Source organism: Streptomyces sp. SudanB5_2050, assembly GCF_964272335.1.
Taxonomy (GTDB): Bacteria; Actinomycetota; Actinomycetes; order Streptomycetales; family Streptomycetaceae; genus Streptomyces; species Streptomyces rochei.
Genome location: NZ_OZ186760.1, coordinates 4437213 through 4453247 on the forward strand (window position 1 = coordinate 4437213; position 16035 = coordinate 4453247).

Here is a 16035-nt window from a genome sequence, read left to right on the forward strand (position 1 = left end):
TCAGCGCGTGGGACGTCCCGTGTCGGCGTCAGTTCGGCGGCAGCCGTGGAGACCCGTGCCGCGGGTCCCGCATGCTCGGTGCCGAGCCGGTCCGCCGGGCCGGCCCGCCCGGACCTCGAAGGGGGAACACCATGAACATCACCCGCAAGCTCGCCGTCGTGGCCACCGGTGTCGCGATGACCGGTGGACTGCTGGCCACCAGCGCGGGCGCCGCCCAGGCCGCGCCGGCCGCGCCGGCCGCCGCGAAGGACTGCCCGTCGGGCTGGTTCTGCGTCTGGTCCGGGCAGAACTACACCGGCCGGATGCAGAAGGTCGCCGGCACCAACAGGGACCTGACCGGGTTCGTGGTCTTCCAGGGCTTCAAGTCCTGGTACAACCACGGCGCGTCCTGCGACTTCAAGTGGTACTCGGCGAAGAACCACGGCGGGTCCAGCGGCATCGTCCCGCGGAACTACAAGAAGTCCGACAACGCGTACCACTACATCAAGTCGAACACGTGGGTGAACTGCCGCTGACCCACGGCCGCGCACGACCGCCGGCACCACCGCGGCCCGTCCTCCCACGGGGGAGAGGACGGGCCGCGTGACGTGTGCCGGGGGGGGTCAGAGCCGCTCGGGCGTCCGGATGCCCAGCAGGGCCATGCCCCGGTGCAGGGTGCGGGCGGTGACGTCGCACAGGAACAGCCGGTTGGCCACCTGCTCGGGCGTCTCGGCCTTCAGCACCGGGCACTTGTCGTAGAACGACGTGTACAGGGAGGCCAGCTGGTACAGGTACGCGGTCAGCTTGTGCGGGGCGTACTCCGCGGCCGCCTCGAAGACCGTGTCCCCGAACGCGTCCAGGTGCAGGCCCAGCGCCCGCTCCGCCTCGTGCAGCTCCAGCTCCGGGTGGGCGGCGGGGCGGACCTCGCCGGCCTTGCGGAGGATGGACTGGATCCGGGCGTAGGCGTACTGGAGGTACACGCTGGTGTCGCCGTTGAGCGAGACCATCTGGTCCAGGTCGAACTTGTAGTCACGGCTCGGCGACGTCGACAGGTCCGCGTACTTCACGGCGCCGATGCCGACCTGCGCGGCCCGCTCCTGGATCTCCTCCTCGGTGAGGTCCCGCGCCTTCTCCCGCACGACCTCGGCGGCCCGCTGCACCGCCTCGTCCAGCAGGTCCTCCAGCCGCACCGTCTCGCCCTCACGGGTCTTGAACGGCTTGCCGTCCGCGCCGAGCACCGTGCCGTAGCCCATGTTGTGCGCGGTGACGTCGTCGTTCAGCCAGCCCGCCCGGCGGGCCGTCTCGAAGACCATCTTGAAGTGCAGCGACTGGCGCACGTCGACCACGTACAGCAGCGTCGTCGCGTGCAGGTCGGACACCCGGTTGCGGATCGCGGTGAGGTCGGAGGCCGCGTAGCCGAAGCCGCCGTCGGCCTTCTGCACGATCAGCGGCACCGGCTGGTCGTCCTTGCCGCGGATGTCGTCGAAGAACACCACGAGCGCGCCCTCGGAGCGGACCGCGACGCCCATCTCCTCCAGGAGCCGGGCGGTCTCGGGCATGCCCTCGTTGTACGCGGACTCGCCGACGATCTCCTCGTCGCGGATCTCCATGTCGAGCTTCTCGAAGACGGAGTAGAAGTACACCTTCGACTCGTCCACGAACTGCTGCCACAGCTCGAGCGTCTCCTTGTCGCCGGACTGCAGGGCGACGACCCGCCTGCGGGCCCGCTCCTTGAACTCCTCGTCCGCGTCGAAGAGGGCACGCGACGCCTTGTACACCCGGTTCAGGTTCGACATGGCCTGCTCGCCGTCGACCTCGTCGGCCGGGGCCAGCTCGCCCGGGTGCTCGAACAGGTACTGGATGAGCATGCCGAACTGGGTGCCCCAGTCGCCGATGTGGTGCCGGCCGATCGTCTTCTCGCCGGTGAAGTCGAGCATGGAGCGCAGGGCGTCGCCGATGACCGCGGACCGCAGGTGGCCGACGTGCATCTCCTTCGCCACGTTCGGCTGGGCGTAGTCGACGACCGTGGTGCCCGCGTCCGCCTTCAGCGGCACGCCGAGGCGCTCGCCGTCCGCGTACCGCGCGGCCAGGTTCTCGGTGATCGCCCGGTCCGCGACGGTGATGTTGAGGAAGCCGGGCCCGGAGACCTCGACGTCCTTGATCAGGTCGCCGGTGGTGATCCGCGCGACGACCTCGGCCGCCAGCTCCCGCGGGTTGGCCTTGGCCTTCTTGGCCAGGGCGAGGATGCCGTTGGCCTGGTAGTCCGCCCGGTCGCTGCGTCGCAGCAGCGGGTCCGCGCCGGCGGCCTCCGGCCGGGTGGCCGTGAGGGCGGACGCGAGGTGCTGCTGGACGGAGTCGCTGAGGGACGTGACCGAGGCCATGGAGTGGTTCGCCGTTCTGCTCGGGGTTCCGGGAGTGTGGCTTTCCGCGGCTGCGTCCGCAGCCACAGGAACCGAGTATCCCACGCGGTGAAAAGCGGTTTTCGCGGATGCGGGCCGGGCTGGGAGAATGGAGCGGTCAGTCGTGTGACCGTACCGGCTGTCTCAGCAGCATCCAGAGAAGTTCCAGGAAAGAGGACGTGCCGATCGTGGCTCAGAGCACAGAGACCACCGACTGGGTCTCCCGTTTCGCGGACGAGGTCATCGCCGAGTCGGAGCGCCGTGCCCCGGGCAAACCGGTCGTCGTCGCCTCCGGACTCTCCCCGTCCGGCCCCATCCACCTGGGCAACCTGCGCGAGGTCATGACCCCGCACCTGGTCGCCGACGAGGTGCGCCGCCGGGGCCACGAGGTCCGGCACCTGATCTCCTGGGACGACTACGACCGGTACCGCAAGGTGCCCGCGGGGATCGCGGGCGTCGACGAGAGCTGGGCCGAGCACATCGGCAAGCCGCTGACGTCCGTCCCCGCCCCGGCGGGCTCCCCGTACCCGAACTGGGCCGAGCACTTCAAGGCCGCCATGGTCGCCTCGCTCGCCGAGCTGGGCGTCGAGTTCGACGGGATCAGCCAGACCGAGCAGTACACCTCCGGTGTCTACCGCGAGCAGATCCTGCACGCCATGCGGCACCGGCAGGACATCGACGCGATCCTCGCCCAGTACCGCACCAAGAAGGCGCCCGCGAAGAAGTCGCAGAAGCCGGTCGACGAGGCCGAGCTGGAGGCCGCCGAGGGCTCCGGCGCCGCCGCCGAGGACGACGGCAGCTCCGGCTCCGCCGGGTACTTCCCGTACAAGCCGTACTGCGGCAACTGCGAGAAGGACCTGACCACCGTCACCGCCTACGACGACGACTCGACCGAGCTGACCTACGCCTGCACCGCCTGCGGTTTCTCCGAGACGGTGCGGCTGAGCGAGTTCAACCGCGGCAAGCTGGTCTGGAAGGTCGACTGGCCGATGCGCTGGGCCTACGAGGGCGTGATCTTCGAGCCCAGCGGCGTCGACCACTCCTCGCCCGGCTCGTCCTTCCAGGTCGGCGGGCAGATCGTCGGGATCTTCGGCGGGCAGCAGCCCATCGGCCCGATGTACGCGTTCGTCGGCATCAGCGGCATGGCGAAGATGTCCTCGTCCAAGGGCGGGGTGCCCACCCCGGCCGACGCGCTCCAGATCATGGAGCCGCAGCTGCTGCGCTGGCTCTACGCCCGCCGTCGCCCCAACCAGTCCTTCAAGATCGCCTTCGACCAGGAGATCCAGCGGCTCTACGACGAGTGGGACCGCCTCGACGCCAAGGTCGCCGACGGCAGCGCGCTGCCCGCCGACGCCGCCGCCCACTCCCGCGCCGTCCGCACGGCCGCCGGTGAGCTGCCGCGCACGCCCAGGCCGCTTCCGTACCGCACCCTCGCCTCCGTCGCCGACATCACCGCCGGCCACGAGGACCAGGCGCTGCGCATCCTCAGCGAGCTGGACCCCGCCGACCCGCTGACGGAGCTGGCGGAGGCCCGCCCGCGGTACGACAAGGCCGAGGCGTGGATCAACACCCACGTCCCCGCCGACCAGCGCACCATCGTGCGCCGGGAGCCGGACGCCGAGCTGCTGAAGTCGCTGGACGAGCAGGGCCGGGCCTCGCTGCGGCTGCTGCTCGACGGGCTCGCCGACCACTGGTCCCTGGACGGGCTGACCCACCTCGTCTACGGCGTGCCCAAGGTCCAGGCCGGTTTCTCCGCCGACGCCACGCCCAAGGAGCTGCCGCCGGAGATCAAGACCGCCCAGCGGTCGTTCTTCGCGCTGCTCTACCACCTGCTCGTCGGCCGCGACACCGGCCCGCGCCTGCCCACGCTGCTGCTCGCGGTGGGCCAGGAGCGGGTGCGGACCCTGCTCGGGGAGTAGGAACCGGGTGCCACGGTGAAGGGGCCCTCCGTCGACGACGGAGGGCCCCTTCACGTCTTTCCTTCTCGTCTCGTCTCCCCGGCGGGTTACGCGATGTGCTCTTCCTGCAGCTCGCGCATGTGCCGTTCGCTGAACGCCTTCACCATGCGATCGGCCTCACGCGGAGCCAGCGGCACCCCGAAGGTCGCCTCCACGTCGTCCCTGAACTGGAAGGCGGTGGGGTAGCTGCCGTCGATCGACTTCCGGAAGACCGTGTAGTAGTCCTCCTCGGTCGGCGCCGGCTCGGGTGTGCCGCCGCCCTCGCCCAGCTCGCGGGTGCGGGTCGGTCCGACCGGGATCGGGAAGCTGCCGGTCTCCTCGGGGCCCGGCTCCTGCGGCGGCGGCTCCTCTTCGAACTGCTCCCGGTACTGCTCCGCCTGCCGCTGCTCCTCCGCCCAGTGGGCGTACTCCTCGGGGTCGAAGTCCGGGTCGTAGTCCCCGTGGTACTCCACGGTCTGCGGATCACGGGCGTGCAGCCACGGGTTCCGCTCCTCGACGGGCGCCTCCGGCCCCGGCCGCCGCTCCTGCTCCGGGGCGCCGGCCAGCTCGGGGCGCTGCTCCGGCGCGTCCACGGCGGCCTGCGGTTCCTCGGTCTGCTGCCGGGGTGCCGGCGGCAGCAGCGCCGGCTCGATGCCCGCCGCCGCCAGACCGGCCGGGGCCGTCTGCGCCAGGGGGACGCCGTAGCGGGCCAGGCGCAGCGGCATCAGCGACTCCACGGGCGCCTTGCGGCGCCAGCCGCGGCCGAAGCGCGAGCGCAGCCGCGCCTGGTACACCAGCCGCTCCTGCTCCAGCTTGATCACCTGCTCGTAGGAGCGCAGCTCCCACAGCTTCATGCGCCGCCACAGCAGGAAGGTCGGCACCGGGGAGAGCATCCAGCGGGTGAGGCGTACGCCCTCCATGTGCTTGTCGGCGGTGATGTCCGCGATCCGCCCGATCGCGTGCCGGGCGGCCTCGACGGACACCACGAAGAGCACCGGGATCACGCCGTGCATGCCCACGCCCAGCGGGTCGGGCCAGGCGGCCGCGCCGTTGAAGGCGATCGTCGCGGCCGTCAGCAGCCAGGCCGTCTGCCGCAGCAGCGGGAAGGGGATGCGGATCCAGGTCAGCAGCAGGTCCAGCGCCAGCAGCACGCAGATGCCCGCGTCGATGCCGATCGGGAAGACGTAGCTGAAGTTCCCGAAGCCCTTCTGCAGGGCCAGTTCGCGCACCGCCGCGTACGAACCCGCGAAGCCGATGCCGGCGATGATGACGGCGCCGAAGACGACCATGCCGATGAGAACGCGATGCGTCCGGGTCAGCTGTAGTGGCGCGGCCACCCGTACTCCCCTCCCAGTGCCAGTTGTTGCGCGCAACAGGGTGGCACATGTGTGCGGGGAACGGGTGGCCGGTGGGTGATACGGGCCGTCAGCCGGTCTTCGACGACGACTTGGACGACTTGCCGGACGACTTCGAGTCCGAGTCGGAGTCGTCGTCGGAGTCGAGGCCCGAGCCCGATCCGGAGCCCGCGCCCGAACCCGAGCCGGAGACCGACTGGGACGGGGACGACGAGGTGCCCGACGCGCTGCCGTTGGCCTTCGCCACCGCGTCCACCGCCTCCTTGGCCGCCTTCTGGGCGTCCTTGATGAGGTCGGCGGCGTCCGGCGTCTCGTCGCCCGCCAGGCCCGCGCCGTTGTAGTCGACCGTGACGACGACGTTCTCGACGCGTGCGACGACCGTCTGCTGCTTGAAGGTGCCTTCCTTCTTCTTCAGGTCGTAGCTGACGACGGCGGCCTCGTCGCCCGTCCCGCCGACCGGCGTCGTCTTGACGCTCTTGGCGCCCTCGGCGCTCTGGGCGTCCTGCAGCTGCTTCGTGTAGTAGTCACGAGCCAGCTTGTCGCCCGGGCCGCGCGTCTGGTCCGACTCGAAGCGCAGCATCGACACGCTCAGCCAGCGGAACTGGGAGCCGTCCACACCGTTGTCGTCGAGGCTGTCCCAGGAGCAACCGCCGCGCGTCGCCGTGTCGTTCGAGGCGCCTTCCTTGCCCTTGTCGGCCTTGGGCACCAGGTCTTCCAGCGTCTTCTTCGTCACCACCGAACACGGCTCCGGAAGCTTTCCGTACGCCGCCGCCTGGACCGTCGGGGACGGCTTCGCGGACTTCGTCGCGGCCGTCTTCTCCGACGCCTTGTCCTTGCCGTCGTCGGAGCCGGAGTCCGAGGAGCAGCCGGCTGCCACCAGCATCACGGGGACGGCGGCCGCGCAGACAAGGGCGCGGGTGAGTCGCTTCGCACGCTGATCCTGCTGGTCACGCTGGGCTCGTCGCTGCATGGTTCCTTCACTCATGGCACTCGTGGTTCCTGCGTTCGGAACGGGTCCGAGGGGTCACGGTACGCGGTGAGGAAACCGTGTGGCTCCTCTTCAGGTGCTTCACGCGCGGTCACCGGGAACCCCGCGACGGGCTCAACCACCCAGCGAATCGGCCAGCTGGGACGCGAGTTTCCGCGCCTTGTCCTGCATTTCCTCGCTGTCCGGCACGACTCCGAGCGTCGCCGACTGCTCCGCGTACTCGACGGTCACCATCACGTTCGACGTGCGGAACGCCACAGTCACCGTGCGCCGCTTCGCCGTGGAACCGGAGCTGCTCAGCTCGTCGTCCACGAACGCCTCGTCACCCAGGTCGTCGAGGAGCCGGGGCTGGAGTTCGGTGGACGCGGCACCGTCGGACGCGCTCGACGAGGGCGTGGCGGACGACGAACCGGAGCCCGAGGCGGCGGGGGCGGAGGGGGTGCCGCTCGGTCCCGCGGTCGGCTCCCCGGACGAGGGGGTGCCGGAGGCGGACGAGGACCCCGAGGCGGAGGCGGACTCGGAGATCACCGGCTCGGGCAGGTCGGCCGCCTCCACCCGCTCGGCGAAGAGCCGCTCGGCCTCGCTGTCGTCGCTCACGGCCTTGTCGTAGGAGACGACCCGCTCGAAGTCGACGAACAGGTGGTCGGTGGCGTCCGCCGACTCCACCTTCCAACGGCAGCCGACCTTGCGGTCCGTGTCGTAGGCGAGCGTCGGCTCGCCCGCGTACGCCTTCTCGCGCTGCTCCTCGTCGGCGATCTCCTGCAGACCCGGCAGGAGCGAGCCGAGGGCCTTGTCGCCGACCGCGCCGCACGGTTCGGGCAGGGTGCGGTACTTCCCGGGCTCGGCGGCCTCGGTCGCGACGCCGGGCTGCCCCGGGTTGGAGTTGTCGGACGTGGCTCCGTCGTCCGAGCCGCCGGTGCAGCCGGCCAGCAGCGCCGCCAGAAGGGCGGCGACGCCGGGTACATAGGCCTTCCGCTGCACGGTGCGGCTCCTCTCGCCGGTGTGGCTGTGGTCGGTACTCCAGTGTCCCCGCTGGTTATTCGCTTGCCGCACGGGGGCGTTCCCAGCAGACAATGTGTATCGCACGCGCCGCCGTGAACGCCGGTCAGTCGTCCCATTGACTGCCCTTGGCGCCGGTTCTGCGCTTCGAGACTTCTGTGTGCTTTCCGGGGGAATGAGGACGATATGTCGTACGTGGAGATGCCGGGCGCGAAGGTGCCGATCCGGATGTGGGCCGATCCGGCGACGGTCGAGGAGGGCGCGCTCCAGCAGCTGCGCAACGTCGCGACCCTGCCGTGGATCAAGGGCCTGGCGGTCATGCCGGACGTGCACTACGGCAAGGGCGCGACGGTCGGCTCCGTGATCGCGATGCGGGGCGCGGTGTGTCCGGCGGCGGTGGGCGTGGACATCGGCTGCGGGATGTCGGCGGTGCGGACGTCCCTGACGGCGAACGACCTCCCCGGCGACCTGTCGCGGCTGCGGTCGAAGATCGAGCAGGTGATCCCGGTGGGGCGGGGGATGCACGACAGCCCCGTCGACCCGGGGCGCCTCCACGGGCTGGCGACGGCCGGGTGGGACGACTTCTGGGGGCGGTTCGACGGGGTCGCGGAGGCGGTCCGGTTCCGGCAGGAGCGGGCGGCCAAGCAGATGGGCACGCTCGGCGGCGGCAACCACTTCGTGGAGGTGTGCGTCGACACCTCCGACGCGGTCTGGCTCATGCTCCACTCCGGTTCCCGCAACATCGGCAAGGAGCTGGCCGAGCACCACATCGGCATCGCCCAGAAGCTCCCGCACAACCAGGGCCTGGTCGACCGCGACCTCGCGGTGTTCGTCGCCGACACCCCGCAGATGGCGGCGTACCGCAACGACCTGTTCTGGGCGCAGGAGTACGCCAAGTACAACCGCACCCTGATGATGGCGCTCCTCAAGGACGTGGTCCGCAAGGAGTTCAAGAAGGCCAGGCCGGTCTTCGAGCCGGAGATCAGCGCCCACCACAACTACGTGGCCGAGGAGCGCTACGACGGGATGGACCTGCTCGTCACCCGCAAGGGCGCGATCCGGGCCGGTTCCGGCGAGTACGGGATCATCCCCGGCTCCATGGGCACGGGTTCGTACATCGTGAAGGGCCTCGGCAACGCCAAGTCCTTCAACTCCGCCTCGCACGGCGCCGGCCGGCGCATGAGCCGCAACGCCGCCAAGCGCCGCTTCTCCACCAAGGACCTGGAGGAGCAGACGCGGGGCGTGGAGTGCCGCAAGGACTCCGGCGTCGTGGACGAGATCCCGGGCGCGTACAAGCCGATCGAGCAGGTCATCGACCAGCAGCGCGACCTCGTGGAGGTCGTGGCCAAGCTCAAGCAGGTCGTCTGCGTGAAGGGCTGACGCGCCGGTGCGCCGGGGGGCCTACGCCTCCCGGTGCACCTTCGTGTTCGACGCCTGGGCGCGGGGGCGGACGACCAGGAGGTCGATGTTGACGTGGGCGGGGCGGGTGACCGCCCAGGTGATGGTGTCGGCGACGTCGTCGGCGGTCAGGGGGGCCGGGACCCCGGCGTAGACCTTGGCCGCCTTCTCCTCGTCGCCGCTGAAGCGGGTCAGGGCGAATTCGTCGGTCTTCACCATGCCGGGCGCGATCTCGACGACGCGGACCGGGCGGCCGACGATCTCCAGGCGCAGCGTCTCGGCGAGGACGTGCTCGGCGTGCTTGGCGGCGACATAGCCCGCGCCGCCCTCGTAGGTGGCGAAGCCGGCGGTGGAGGAGACGACGACCACCGTGCCGTCGCCGCTCGCCTCCAGCTTGGGCAGCAGGGCCTGGGTGAGGTTGAGGGTGCCGAGGACGTTCGTCTCGTACATCCGGCGCCAGTCCTCGGGGTCGCCGGTGGCCACCGGGTCGGCGCCGAGCGCTCCGCCCGCGTTGTTGACCAGGACGCCGATCGTCCTGAAGGCGGTGGCGAACTCGTCGACGGCCGCGCGGTCGGTGACGTCCAGGGGGTACGCCGTCGCCTGGTGCCCGGCCGCCTGGATCTCCTCCGCCAGCGCCTCGATGCGGTCCTTGCGGCGGGCGGTGAGGACGACGCGGTAGCCGGCGGCGGCGAGCTGCCGGGCCGTGGCGGCGCCGATGCCGCTGCTCGCACCGGTGACGACGGCGATGCGGGAGGCGGCGGACGGGGCGGCTGCGGTGGCCATGGGCTGCTCCTGGTTCGAGGACGACACGTGCGGTCGCCGCCCAGGGTAGTCAGCCGCCGTCACGCGGCGCCCACATGATCACGGCCATCCCCGCCAGGCAGACCAGGGCCCCGGTGATGTCCCAGCGGTCGGGTCGGTAGCCGTCCGCGACCATGCCCCACAGGATCGAGCCGGCCACGAAGATCCCGCCGTACGCGGCGAGGATGCGGCCGAAGTGGGCGTCGGGCTGGAAGGTGGCGACGAAGCCGTAGGCGCCCAGGGCGAGGACCCCGCCGGTGGCCCAGAGCCAGCCGCGCTGCTCGCGCACCCCCTGCCAGACCAGCCACGCGCCGCCGATCTCGAAGAGTGCGGCGACGACGAAGAGGGCGGCGGAGCGCAGGACCAGCATGAGGGCAGCTTCGCACGGGGAGGAGCGGGGGGCGGAATAACGTCCGGGGGTCCTCCGTTCCACGGGTATAGTTGAACCGTCAACAACTCGGAGGTTGAGCGACCATGCAGTTCGGCATCTTCACCGTCGGTGACGTCACCCCGGACCCGACCACGGGCCGGACGCCGACCGAGCGGGAGCGCATCAAGGCCATGGTCGCCATCGCGCTGAAGGCCGAGGAGGTCGGCCTGGACGTCTTCGCGACCGGCGAGCACCACAACCCGCCCTTCGTGCCGTCGTCCCCGACCACGATGCTCGGCTACGTCGCGGCCCGCACCGAGCGGCTGATCCTGTCCACCTCCACCACCCTGATCACCACGAACGACCCGGTGAAGATCGCCGAGGACTTCGCGATGCTCCAGCACCTGGCCGACGGCCGGGTGGACCTGATGATGGGGCGCGGCAACACCGGCCCGGTCTACCCCTGGTTCGGCAAGGACATCCGCGAGGGCATCAACCTCGCGGTCGAGAACTACGCCCTGCTCCACCGCCTGTGGCGCGAGGACGTGGTGAACTGGGAAGGGAAGTTCCGCACCCCGTTGCAGGGCTTCACCTCCACGCCCCGGCCGCTGGACGGCGTCGCGCCCTTCGTCTGGCACGGCTCGATCCGTTCGCCGGAGATCGCCGAGCAGGCCGCGTACTACGGCGACGGCTTCTTCCACAACAACATCTTCTGGCCGGCCGACCACACCAAGCGGATGATCGAGCTGTACCGCAACCGCTACGCCCACTACGGGCACGGCACCCCCGAGCAGGCGATCGTCGGCCTGGGCGGCCAGGTGTTCATGCGGAAGAACAGCCAGGACGCGGTGCGCGAGTTCCGCCCCTACTTCGACGTCGCCCCCGTCTACGGGCACGGGCCGTCGCTGGAGGACTTCACCGCGCAGACGCCGCTGACGGTGGGCTCGCCGCAGCAGGTGATCGAGAAGACGCTCGCCTTCCGCGACTACGCCGGTGACTACCAGCGCCAGCTGTTCCTGATGGACCACGCCGGGCTGCCCCTGAAGACCGTCCTGGAACAGCTCGACCTGCTCGGCGAGGAGGTCGTGCCGGTCCTGCGCGAGGAGTTCGCCAAGAACCGCCCGGCCGAGGTGCCGGACGCCCCCACCCACGCCTCCCTGCTGGCCGCCGCCCGCAAGGAGCGCGAGGACCGTCAGGAAGGAGCACGGGCATGAAGCTCGTCGTCGTCTCGGCGGGACTGAGCGTCCCGTCCTCCACCCGGCTGCTCGCCGACCGCCTGGCCGCCGCCACCGCCGAGCGGACCCCGGCCGAGGTCCAGGTCGTCGAGCTGCGCGACCTCGCGGTGGAGATCGCGCACACCTTCACCAACGGCTTCCCCGGCCGGAACCTGGCCGCCGCCTTCGACGCGGTGGCGGCGGCCGACGGCCTGATCGTCGTCACGCCGGTGTTCTCCGCGTCGTACAGCGGGCTCTTCAAGTCGTTCTTCGACGCCCTGAGCGTCACCGACGAGGACGCCCTCGCCGGGAAGCCGGTGCTCCTCGGCGCGACCGGCGGCACGGCGCGCCACTCCCTGGTCCTCGACCACGCCCTGCGCCCCCTCTTCGCCTACCTCAAGGCCGTCGTCGTCCCCACCGGGGTCTACGCCGCCTCCGAGGACTGGGGCGCCGAGGGGCTGGACGGCCGGATCGCCCGGGCCGCGGGTGAGCTGGCCGCGCTGACGGGCGGACCGTCGGCGGCCCGGGAAACCGCCCCGGAGGCCGGGAAGCCGGCGGACGACGCCTTCGAGGTCGTGCCCTTCGAGGAACGGCTCGCCGCGCTGCGCCCCGCCGGGTGAGACCCGGCGGGGAGACCCGCCGGCGCGGATCCGCGGGGTGAGATCCCGGTGATAGGCCCGGCCGCCCGGTCGCGGGCGCGCCCGCCTTGGCAGACTGGACGCGTGGCCCGGACTGTTCTGCTCGCCGAAGACGACCGCGCGATCCGGCACGCCCTGGAGCGTGCCCTCACTCTGGAGGGCTACCGGGTCACCGCGGTCGCCGACGGCACCGAGGCGCTGGCGCGGGCGCGCGGCGGCCGGCCCGACGTGCTCGTGCTCGACGTGATGATGCCGGGCCTCGACGGCCTCCAGGTCTGCCGCGAGCTGCGCGCCGAGGGCGACGACACGCCCATCCTGATGCTGACCGCGCTGGTGGAGACCGCCGACCGGATCGCCGGCCTGGACGCGGGCGCCGACGACTACGTGGTGAAGCCCTTCGACGTCGAGGAGGTCTTCGCCCGGCTGCGCGCGCTGCTGCGCCGCACCGCCCGCGAGGAGGCGGCGGGCCAGGACGGCGCCCTGCCGGCACCCGAGCCGGAGGCGGGCCGCTTCCTGGAGGCGGCCGGGCTGCGCGTGGACCCGCAGGCCCGCCGCGTGTGGCGCGGGGGGCGCGAGCTGGAGCTGACCCGCACCGAGTTCGAGCTGCTGGAACTGCTGGTGCGCAACGCGGGCATCGTCCTCGACCACTCCACCATCTACGACCGCATCTGGGGCTACGACTTCGGTCCCGGCTCCAAGAACCTCGCCGTCTACGTCGGCTACCTGCGCCGCAAGCTCGACCAGCCGGGGGCCCCGCAGCCGATCCAGACCGTGCGCGGGGTGGGTTACGTGCTGCGGGAGGACTGAGTGGGTCCCTCCCCGCTGGGGCGCCGGCCCCGGCTGCTGTCGTTGCGGACGACGTTCGCGGTGTCCTTCGCGACGGTCACCGCCGTGGTCACGGTCCTCGTCGGGGTGCTGTCGTACAACGCGGCGGCCCGGCTGGTGCGGGTGGACCAGGAGACCGTCTTCGCGCAGGTCGTGCAGGACCTGCGGGCCGAGGTGCGGGAGCGGCGGATGTCGCCCGGCGACTTCGCCTCCTCCGCGCCGGGCCACGAGATCGTGCGCCCGGCCCGCACCGACGTCCAGGTGCTGGGGCCGCGGGGGGAGATCTCCGACCCGGCCGGTCCGCGGCTGCCGGTCACCGACGCGGACCGGCGGATCGCGCACGCCGCCACGGCCGGGCGGACGGTCGAGCACGAGGACGTCGGCGTCGGCGACGACGTGTTCCGGGTCGCCACCGTGTCCCTGGGCGGGGGCCGGGGCGCGGTGCAGGTGGCGCAGGAGTTCAGCGACACCGAGGACCTGCTGCGGGCGCTGCAGCGGCGGACGCTGCTGCTGATGGCCGCGGTGGTGACCGCCGCCGGTCTCTTCGGCTGGTGGCTGGCGCGGCGGATGACCCGGCGGCTGGTGCTCCTCACCTCGGCCGCCGAGGACGTCGCCCGCACCCGTCGGCTGGGCGTCGAGGTGCCGGTCACCGGCCCCGACGAGGTGGGCCGCCTCGGCCGTGCCATCGACCTGATGCTGGTCCGTCTCGCCCAGTCGGAGGAGGACCAGCGGCGCCTGGTCCAGGACGCGGGGCACGAGCTGCGGACGCCGCTGACCTCGCTGCGGACCAACATCTCGCTGCTGCGCCGGATCGACGAGCTGCCGCCGGCCGCCCGCCGGGAGCTGGTCGCCGACCTCGGCCAGGAGGCCCGGGAGCTGACCGACCTGGTCAACGAACTGGTCGAGCTGGCGGCCGGGCAGTCCTCCGGTGAGCCCCCGCAGCGGGTGGACCTGGCCCGGATCGCCCGCGACGTGGCGAGCCTGGCCCGGCGCCGCACCGGGCGGGAGATCGCGGTGAGCGTCCGCGGCGAGACGGTGACGGAGGGCCGGCCGGCCCTGCTGACCCGGGCGCTGACGAACCTGGTCGAGAACGCCGCGAAGTTCGACCCGGGCGGCACCGGGCCCATCGAGGTCGCCGTCGCCGGGCCCGCCCTGGAGGGCCCGATCCGGGTCGAGGTCCGCGATCGCGGCCCGGGGATCGCCGAAGCCGACCTGACCCGGGTCTTCGACCGCTTCTTCCGCACCGCCGGCGCCCGCTCCCGCTCCGGTTCCGGCCTCGGCCTGTCCATCGTGCGGGAGGTGGCGCTGGCGCACGGGGGAGCGACGTTCGCCTTCCGGCGGGACGGGGGCGGGTCGGTGATCGGCTTCACGGTGGGCGGGGGACCGGCCGGGGGCGGGGGAGCGGGCGGCGACTGAGGGCGCGGGCGCGGGGTCCCGAGGGACCGGGGCACCGGCCGGGGGTCACCGGCCGGGGGTCACCGGGGGCCGGAGCGCCGGGTGGTGTCGGCGGGCGCCGGGACGTCGGCGGGGTCGGCAGCGTCGGCCGCGTCGGCGGGGCGGCGCGGGGCGCCGACGGCGTACGGCGCGGTGTCGTGCGGCGCGGTGTCGTGCGGTGCGGTGTCGTGCGGCGCGGTGTCGTGCGGCGCTTTGTCGTGCGGTGCGGTGTCGTGCGGTGCGGTCCGCAGATACGTGCCCAGCGCGGACAGGTCGGTCCGCTCCAGATCGGCCGGGCGGATCACGACGCGCAGCTCCGGCGCGGTCGCCGGGTCCCGTCGGCAGTGGGCGGCGAAGCTCTCGACGATCATCAGCAGCAGCTGGGTGCGGTCCAGCTCCACGACTCGGGCCAGCCCGGAGCCGATCAGCGGAATGGCCACCGGCTTGTACATGCCGTACCGGGCGACGGCGGCCCAGAGCTGGTCCAGACTCGCCCGCAGATCGGCCGGTGAGGAGCGGGCGACGAGGTCGTTGCCGAGGCGGGAGTAGGCCACGGCGAAGACCCGGCGGCCGTCCACCGGCAGCGGGACGGTGGTGCCGACCGGGTAACGGACGCGCCGGCCGCGGGGCTTGTCCTGCGGGCGTTCCGTACGCAGCGGGGTGAACGCCCGCAGCCCGGCCTGGACGCGGTCGTCCAGCAGCCTGCGCTCGCCCCCGAACAGCCGGTCCACCAGCTGGCCCTGCACGCTCTCCCGGCTGATCACCAGATCCTGCTCGGTGGCGGTGTCGAAGGTGTCGGTGAAACCGACGACCAGATTGGCGTCCTCCTGACCGAACAGGTCGCCGCGCACCACCACGAGTTCGCCGCCGCCCGCGCCGGGGACCGGCTGACGCAGCAGTTCCCGCCCGTGCCGCTCCCGCAGCCGGGCCCGCAGAGAGCCGAGGAGTTCGGCCGTGGCGGGGTCGTCCGGCCGCTCCCGGGCCAGCCGTTCGGCGACGGGGAGGGCGAGGTCGTGGCGGCCCAGGTCCATGCGGCTGCGGATCAGCTGCCGGCGGGCCGTCTCGTGCAGTGCGGTGAGCCGGCGGATCAGCGGCAGCGCGAACGCGTCGTCGGCGGCGTCGGCGAGGGGACGCCCGCGGACGAGGTCGAGAGCCGCGGCCAGCCGGTCGGCGGCCGACGCGGGGGCCGCGAGCAGCGCGGAGTGCACGAGGTCGGTGAACTCCGCGCAGTCCAGTTCGTCGGCGGTGAGCACCAGCCGGTACGCCGTCTCGGGCGCCGCCGAGGTCAGCAGTTGCTCGGTGCGCAGGATGCGGGCCCCGTCGCCGCGCTGGGCGGGGTCGAGGGCGCGGCGCAGTTCGAGGACGCGCTTGTGCACGTCGTTGCGGTGTCGCGCGGCCTGGCGCGGTAACGCGCCGGGGACCGCCCACACCTCCCGGTGGAGCCGGCGGATCGGTACGGGCTCACCCTCCGCCGCCACCAGCCGGACCAGCAGCCGTGTCGTCAACGGGGTCAACCGGACGTCTTCGCCGTCGACTCGGAGTCTCGCCGGGCCCAGCACGCTGACACGGATACGCGCCATACAAGTGGTCTCCACTCGTTCCACGCCCTCCCGCCGGGCGGTGGTGGGAGAGGTGTCGGCAGCGTAGCAATCGCCCGTCGGGGGCAGCCGGTGTTTCGGCGGACGGGACGAGGGCGGC

The 16035-nt window shown here is 72.2% G+C and carries 14 protein-coding genes; 7 read left to right on the top strand and 7 right to left on the bottom strand.

What is annotated here, in order from left to right:
• Window positions 1–131: 131 nt before the first annotated feature.
• Complete coding sequence (locus ACFZP7_RS19775) at window positions 132–515, top strand: peptidase inhibitor family I36 protein (RefSeq protein WP_127433788.1); 384 nt, start codon at window positions 132–134, stop codon at window positions 513–515.
• Window positions 516–602: 87 nt separating this feature from the next.
• On the opposite strand, the gene argS is transcribed toward ACFZP7_RS19775, so the two are convergent.
• A complete protein-coding gene (argS, locus tag ACFZP7_RS19780) occupies window positions 603–2360 on the bottom strand; it encodes an arginine--tRNA ligase (protein ID WP_019328525.1) in 1758 nt (585 codons plus the stop codon).
• A 197-nt stretch (window positions 2361–2557) separates the two neighbouring features.
• Between argS and lysS the strand changes: the two genes are divergently transcribed.
• Entirely contained in the window at window positions 2558–4297 is a 1740-nt protein-coding gene (gene lysS, locus ACFZP7_RS19785) for a lysine--tRNA ligase (RefSeq protein ID WP_385635030.1), read from the top strand.
• Window positions 4298–4383: 86 nt separating this feature from the next.
• On the opposite strand, the gene ACFZP7_RS19790 is transcribed toward lysS, so the two are convergent.
• From ACFZP7_RS19790 to ACFZP7_RS19800, 3 genes are all read right to left on the bottom strand, one after another.
• Window positions 4384–5652 carry a DUF2637 domain-containing protein gene (locus ACFZP7_RS19790; RefSeq protein WP_127438469.1) on the bottom strand — a complete coding sequence of 423 codons (1269 nt, stop codon included), beginning with the start codon at window positions 5650–5652 and terminating at the stop codon, window positions 4384–4386.
• 88 nt (window positions 5653–5740) lie between these two features.
• The gene (locus ACFZP7_RS19795; protein ID WP_192341513.1) at window positions 5741–6640 is read right to left on the bottom strand and encodes a DUF3558 family protein; all 900 of its coding nucleotides are present in this window, start codon (window positions 6638–6640) and stop codon (window positions 5741–5743) included.
• A gap of 132 nt (window positions 6641–6772) precedes the next feature.
• A complete protein-coding gene (locus ACFZP7_RS19800) occupies window positions 6773–7639 on the bottom strand; it encodes a DUF3558 domain-containing protein (RefSeq protein WP_355521454.1) in 867 nt (288 codons plus the stop codon).
• A gap of 204 nt (window positions 7640–7843) precedes the next feature.
• On the opposite strand from ACFZP7_RS19800, the gene ACFZP7_RS19805 reads away from it, so the two are divergent.
• On the top strand, window positions 7844–9037 hold the full coding sequence (locus ACFZP7_RS19805) for an RtcB family protein (RefSeq protein ID WP_086878440.1): 1194 nt from the start codon (window positions 7844–7846) through the stop codon (window positions 9035–9037).
• A 21-nt stretch (window positions 9038–9058) separates the two neighbouring features.
• On the opposite strand, the gene ACFZP7_RS19810 is transcribed toward ACFZP7_RS19805, so the two are convergent.
• Together ACFZP7_RS19810 and ACFZP7_RS19815 are read right to left on the bottom strand one after the other, a co-directional pair.
• Window positions 9059–9838, bottom strand: a complete 780-nt coding sequence (locus ACFZP7_RS19810; RefSeq protein ID WP_019328519.1) for an SDR family NAD(P)-dependent oxidoreductase — start codon at window positions 9836–9838, stop codon at window positions 9059–9061.
• Window positions 9839–9887: 49 nt separating this feature from the next.
• Window positions 9888–10226 (bottom strand): YnfA family protein, encoded by a 339-nt coding sequence (locus tag ACFZP7_RS19815; RefSeq protein ID WP_019328518.1) that lies wholly within the window; start codon window positions 10224–10226, stop codon window positions 9888–9890.
• Window positions 10227–10330: 104 nt separating this feature from the next.
• Between ACFZP7_RS19815 and ACFZP7_RS19820 the strand changes: the two genes are divergently transcribed.
• From ACFZP7_RS19820 to ACFZP7_RS19835, 4 genes are all read left to right on the top strand, one after another.
• Window positions 10331–11440 carry an LLM class flavin-dependent oxidoreductase gene (locus ACFZP7_RS19820; RefSeq protein ID WP_019328517.1) on the top strand — a complete coding sequence of 370 codons (1110 nt, stop codon included), beginning with the start codon at window positions 10331–10333 and terminating at the stop codon, window positions 11438–11440.
• Entirely contained in the window at window positions 11437–12060 is a 624-nt protein-coding gene (locus tag ACFZP7_RS19825) for a CE1759 family FMN reductase (RefSeq protein WP_019328516.1), read from the top strand. Before ACFZP7_RS19820 ends, ACFZP7_RS19825 begins: the two co-directional genes overlap by 4 nt.
• A 102-nt stretch (window positions 12061–12162) precedes the next feature.
• The gene (locus tag ACFZP7_RS19830) at window positions 12163–12885 is read left to right on the top strand and encodes a response regulator transcription factor (RefSeq protein ID WP_019328515.1); all 723 of its coding nucleotides are present in this window, start codon (window positions 12163–12165) and stop codon (window positions 12883–12885) included.
• Window positions 12886–14319 carry a HAMP domain-containing sensor histidine kinase gene (locus ACFZP7_RS19835; RefSeq protein ID WP_031019402.1) on the top strand — a complete coding sequence of 478 codons (1434 nt, stop codon included), beginning with the start codon at window positions 12886–12888 and terminating at the stop codon, window positions 14317–14319.
• A 59-nt stretch (window positions 14320–14378) separates the two neighbouring features.
• Here the strand turns inward: ACFZP7_RS19835 and ACFZP7_RS19840 are convergent, their stop codons facing one another.
• Complete coding sequence (locus ACFZP7_RS19840; RefSeq protein WP_385635034.1) at window positions 14379–15917, bottom strand: macro domain-containing protein; 1539 nt, start codon at window positions 15915–15917, stop codon at window positions 14379–14381.
• Between the last annotated feature and the right edge of the window lie 118 nt (window positions 15918–16035).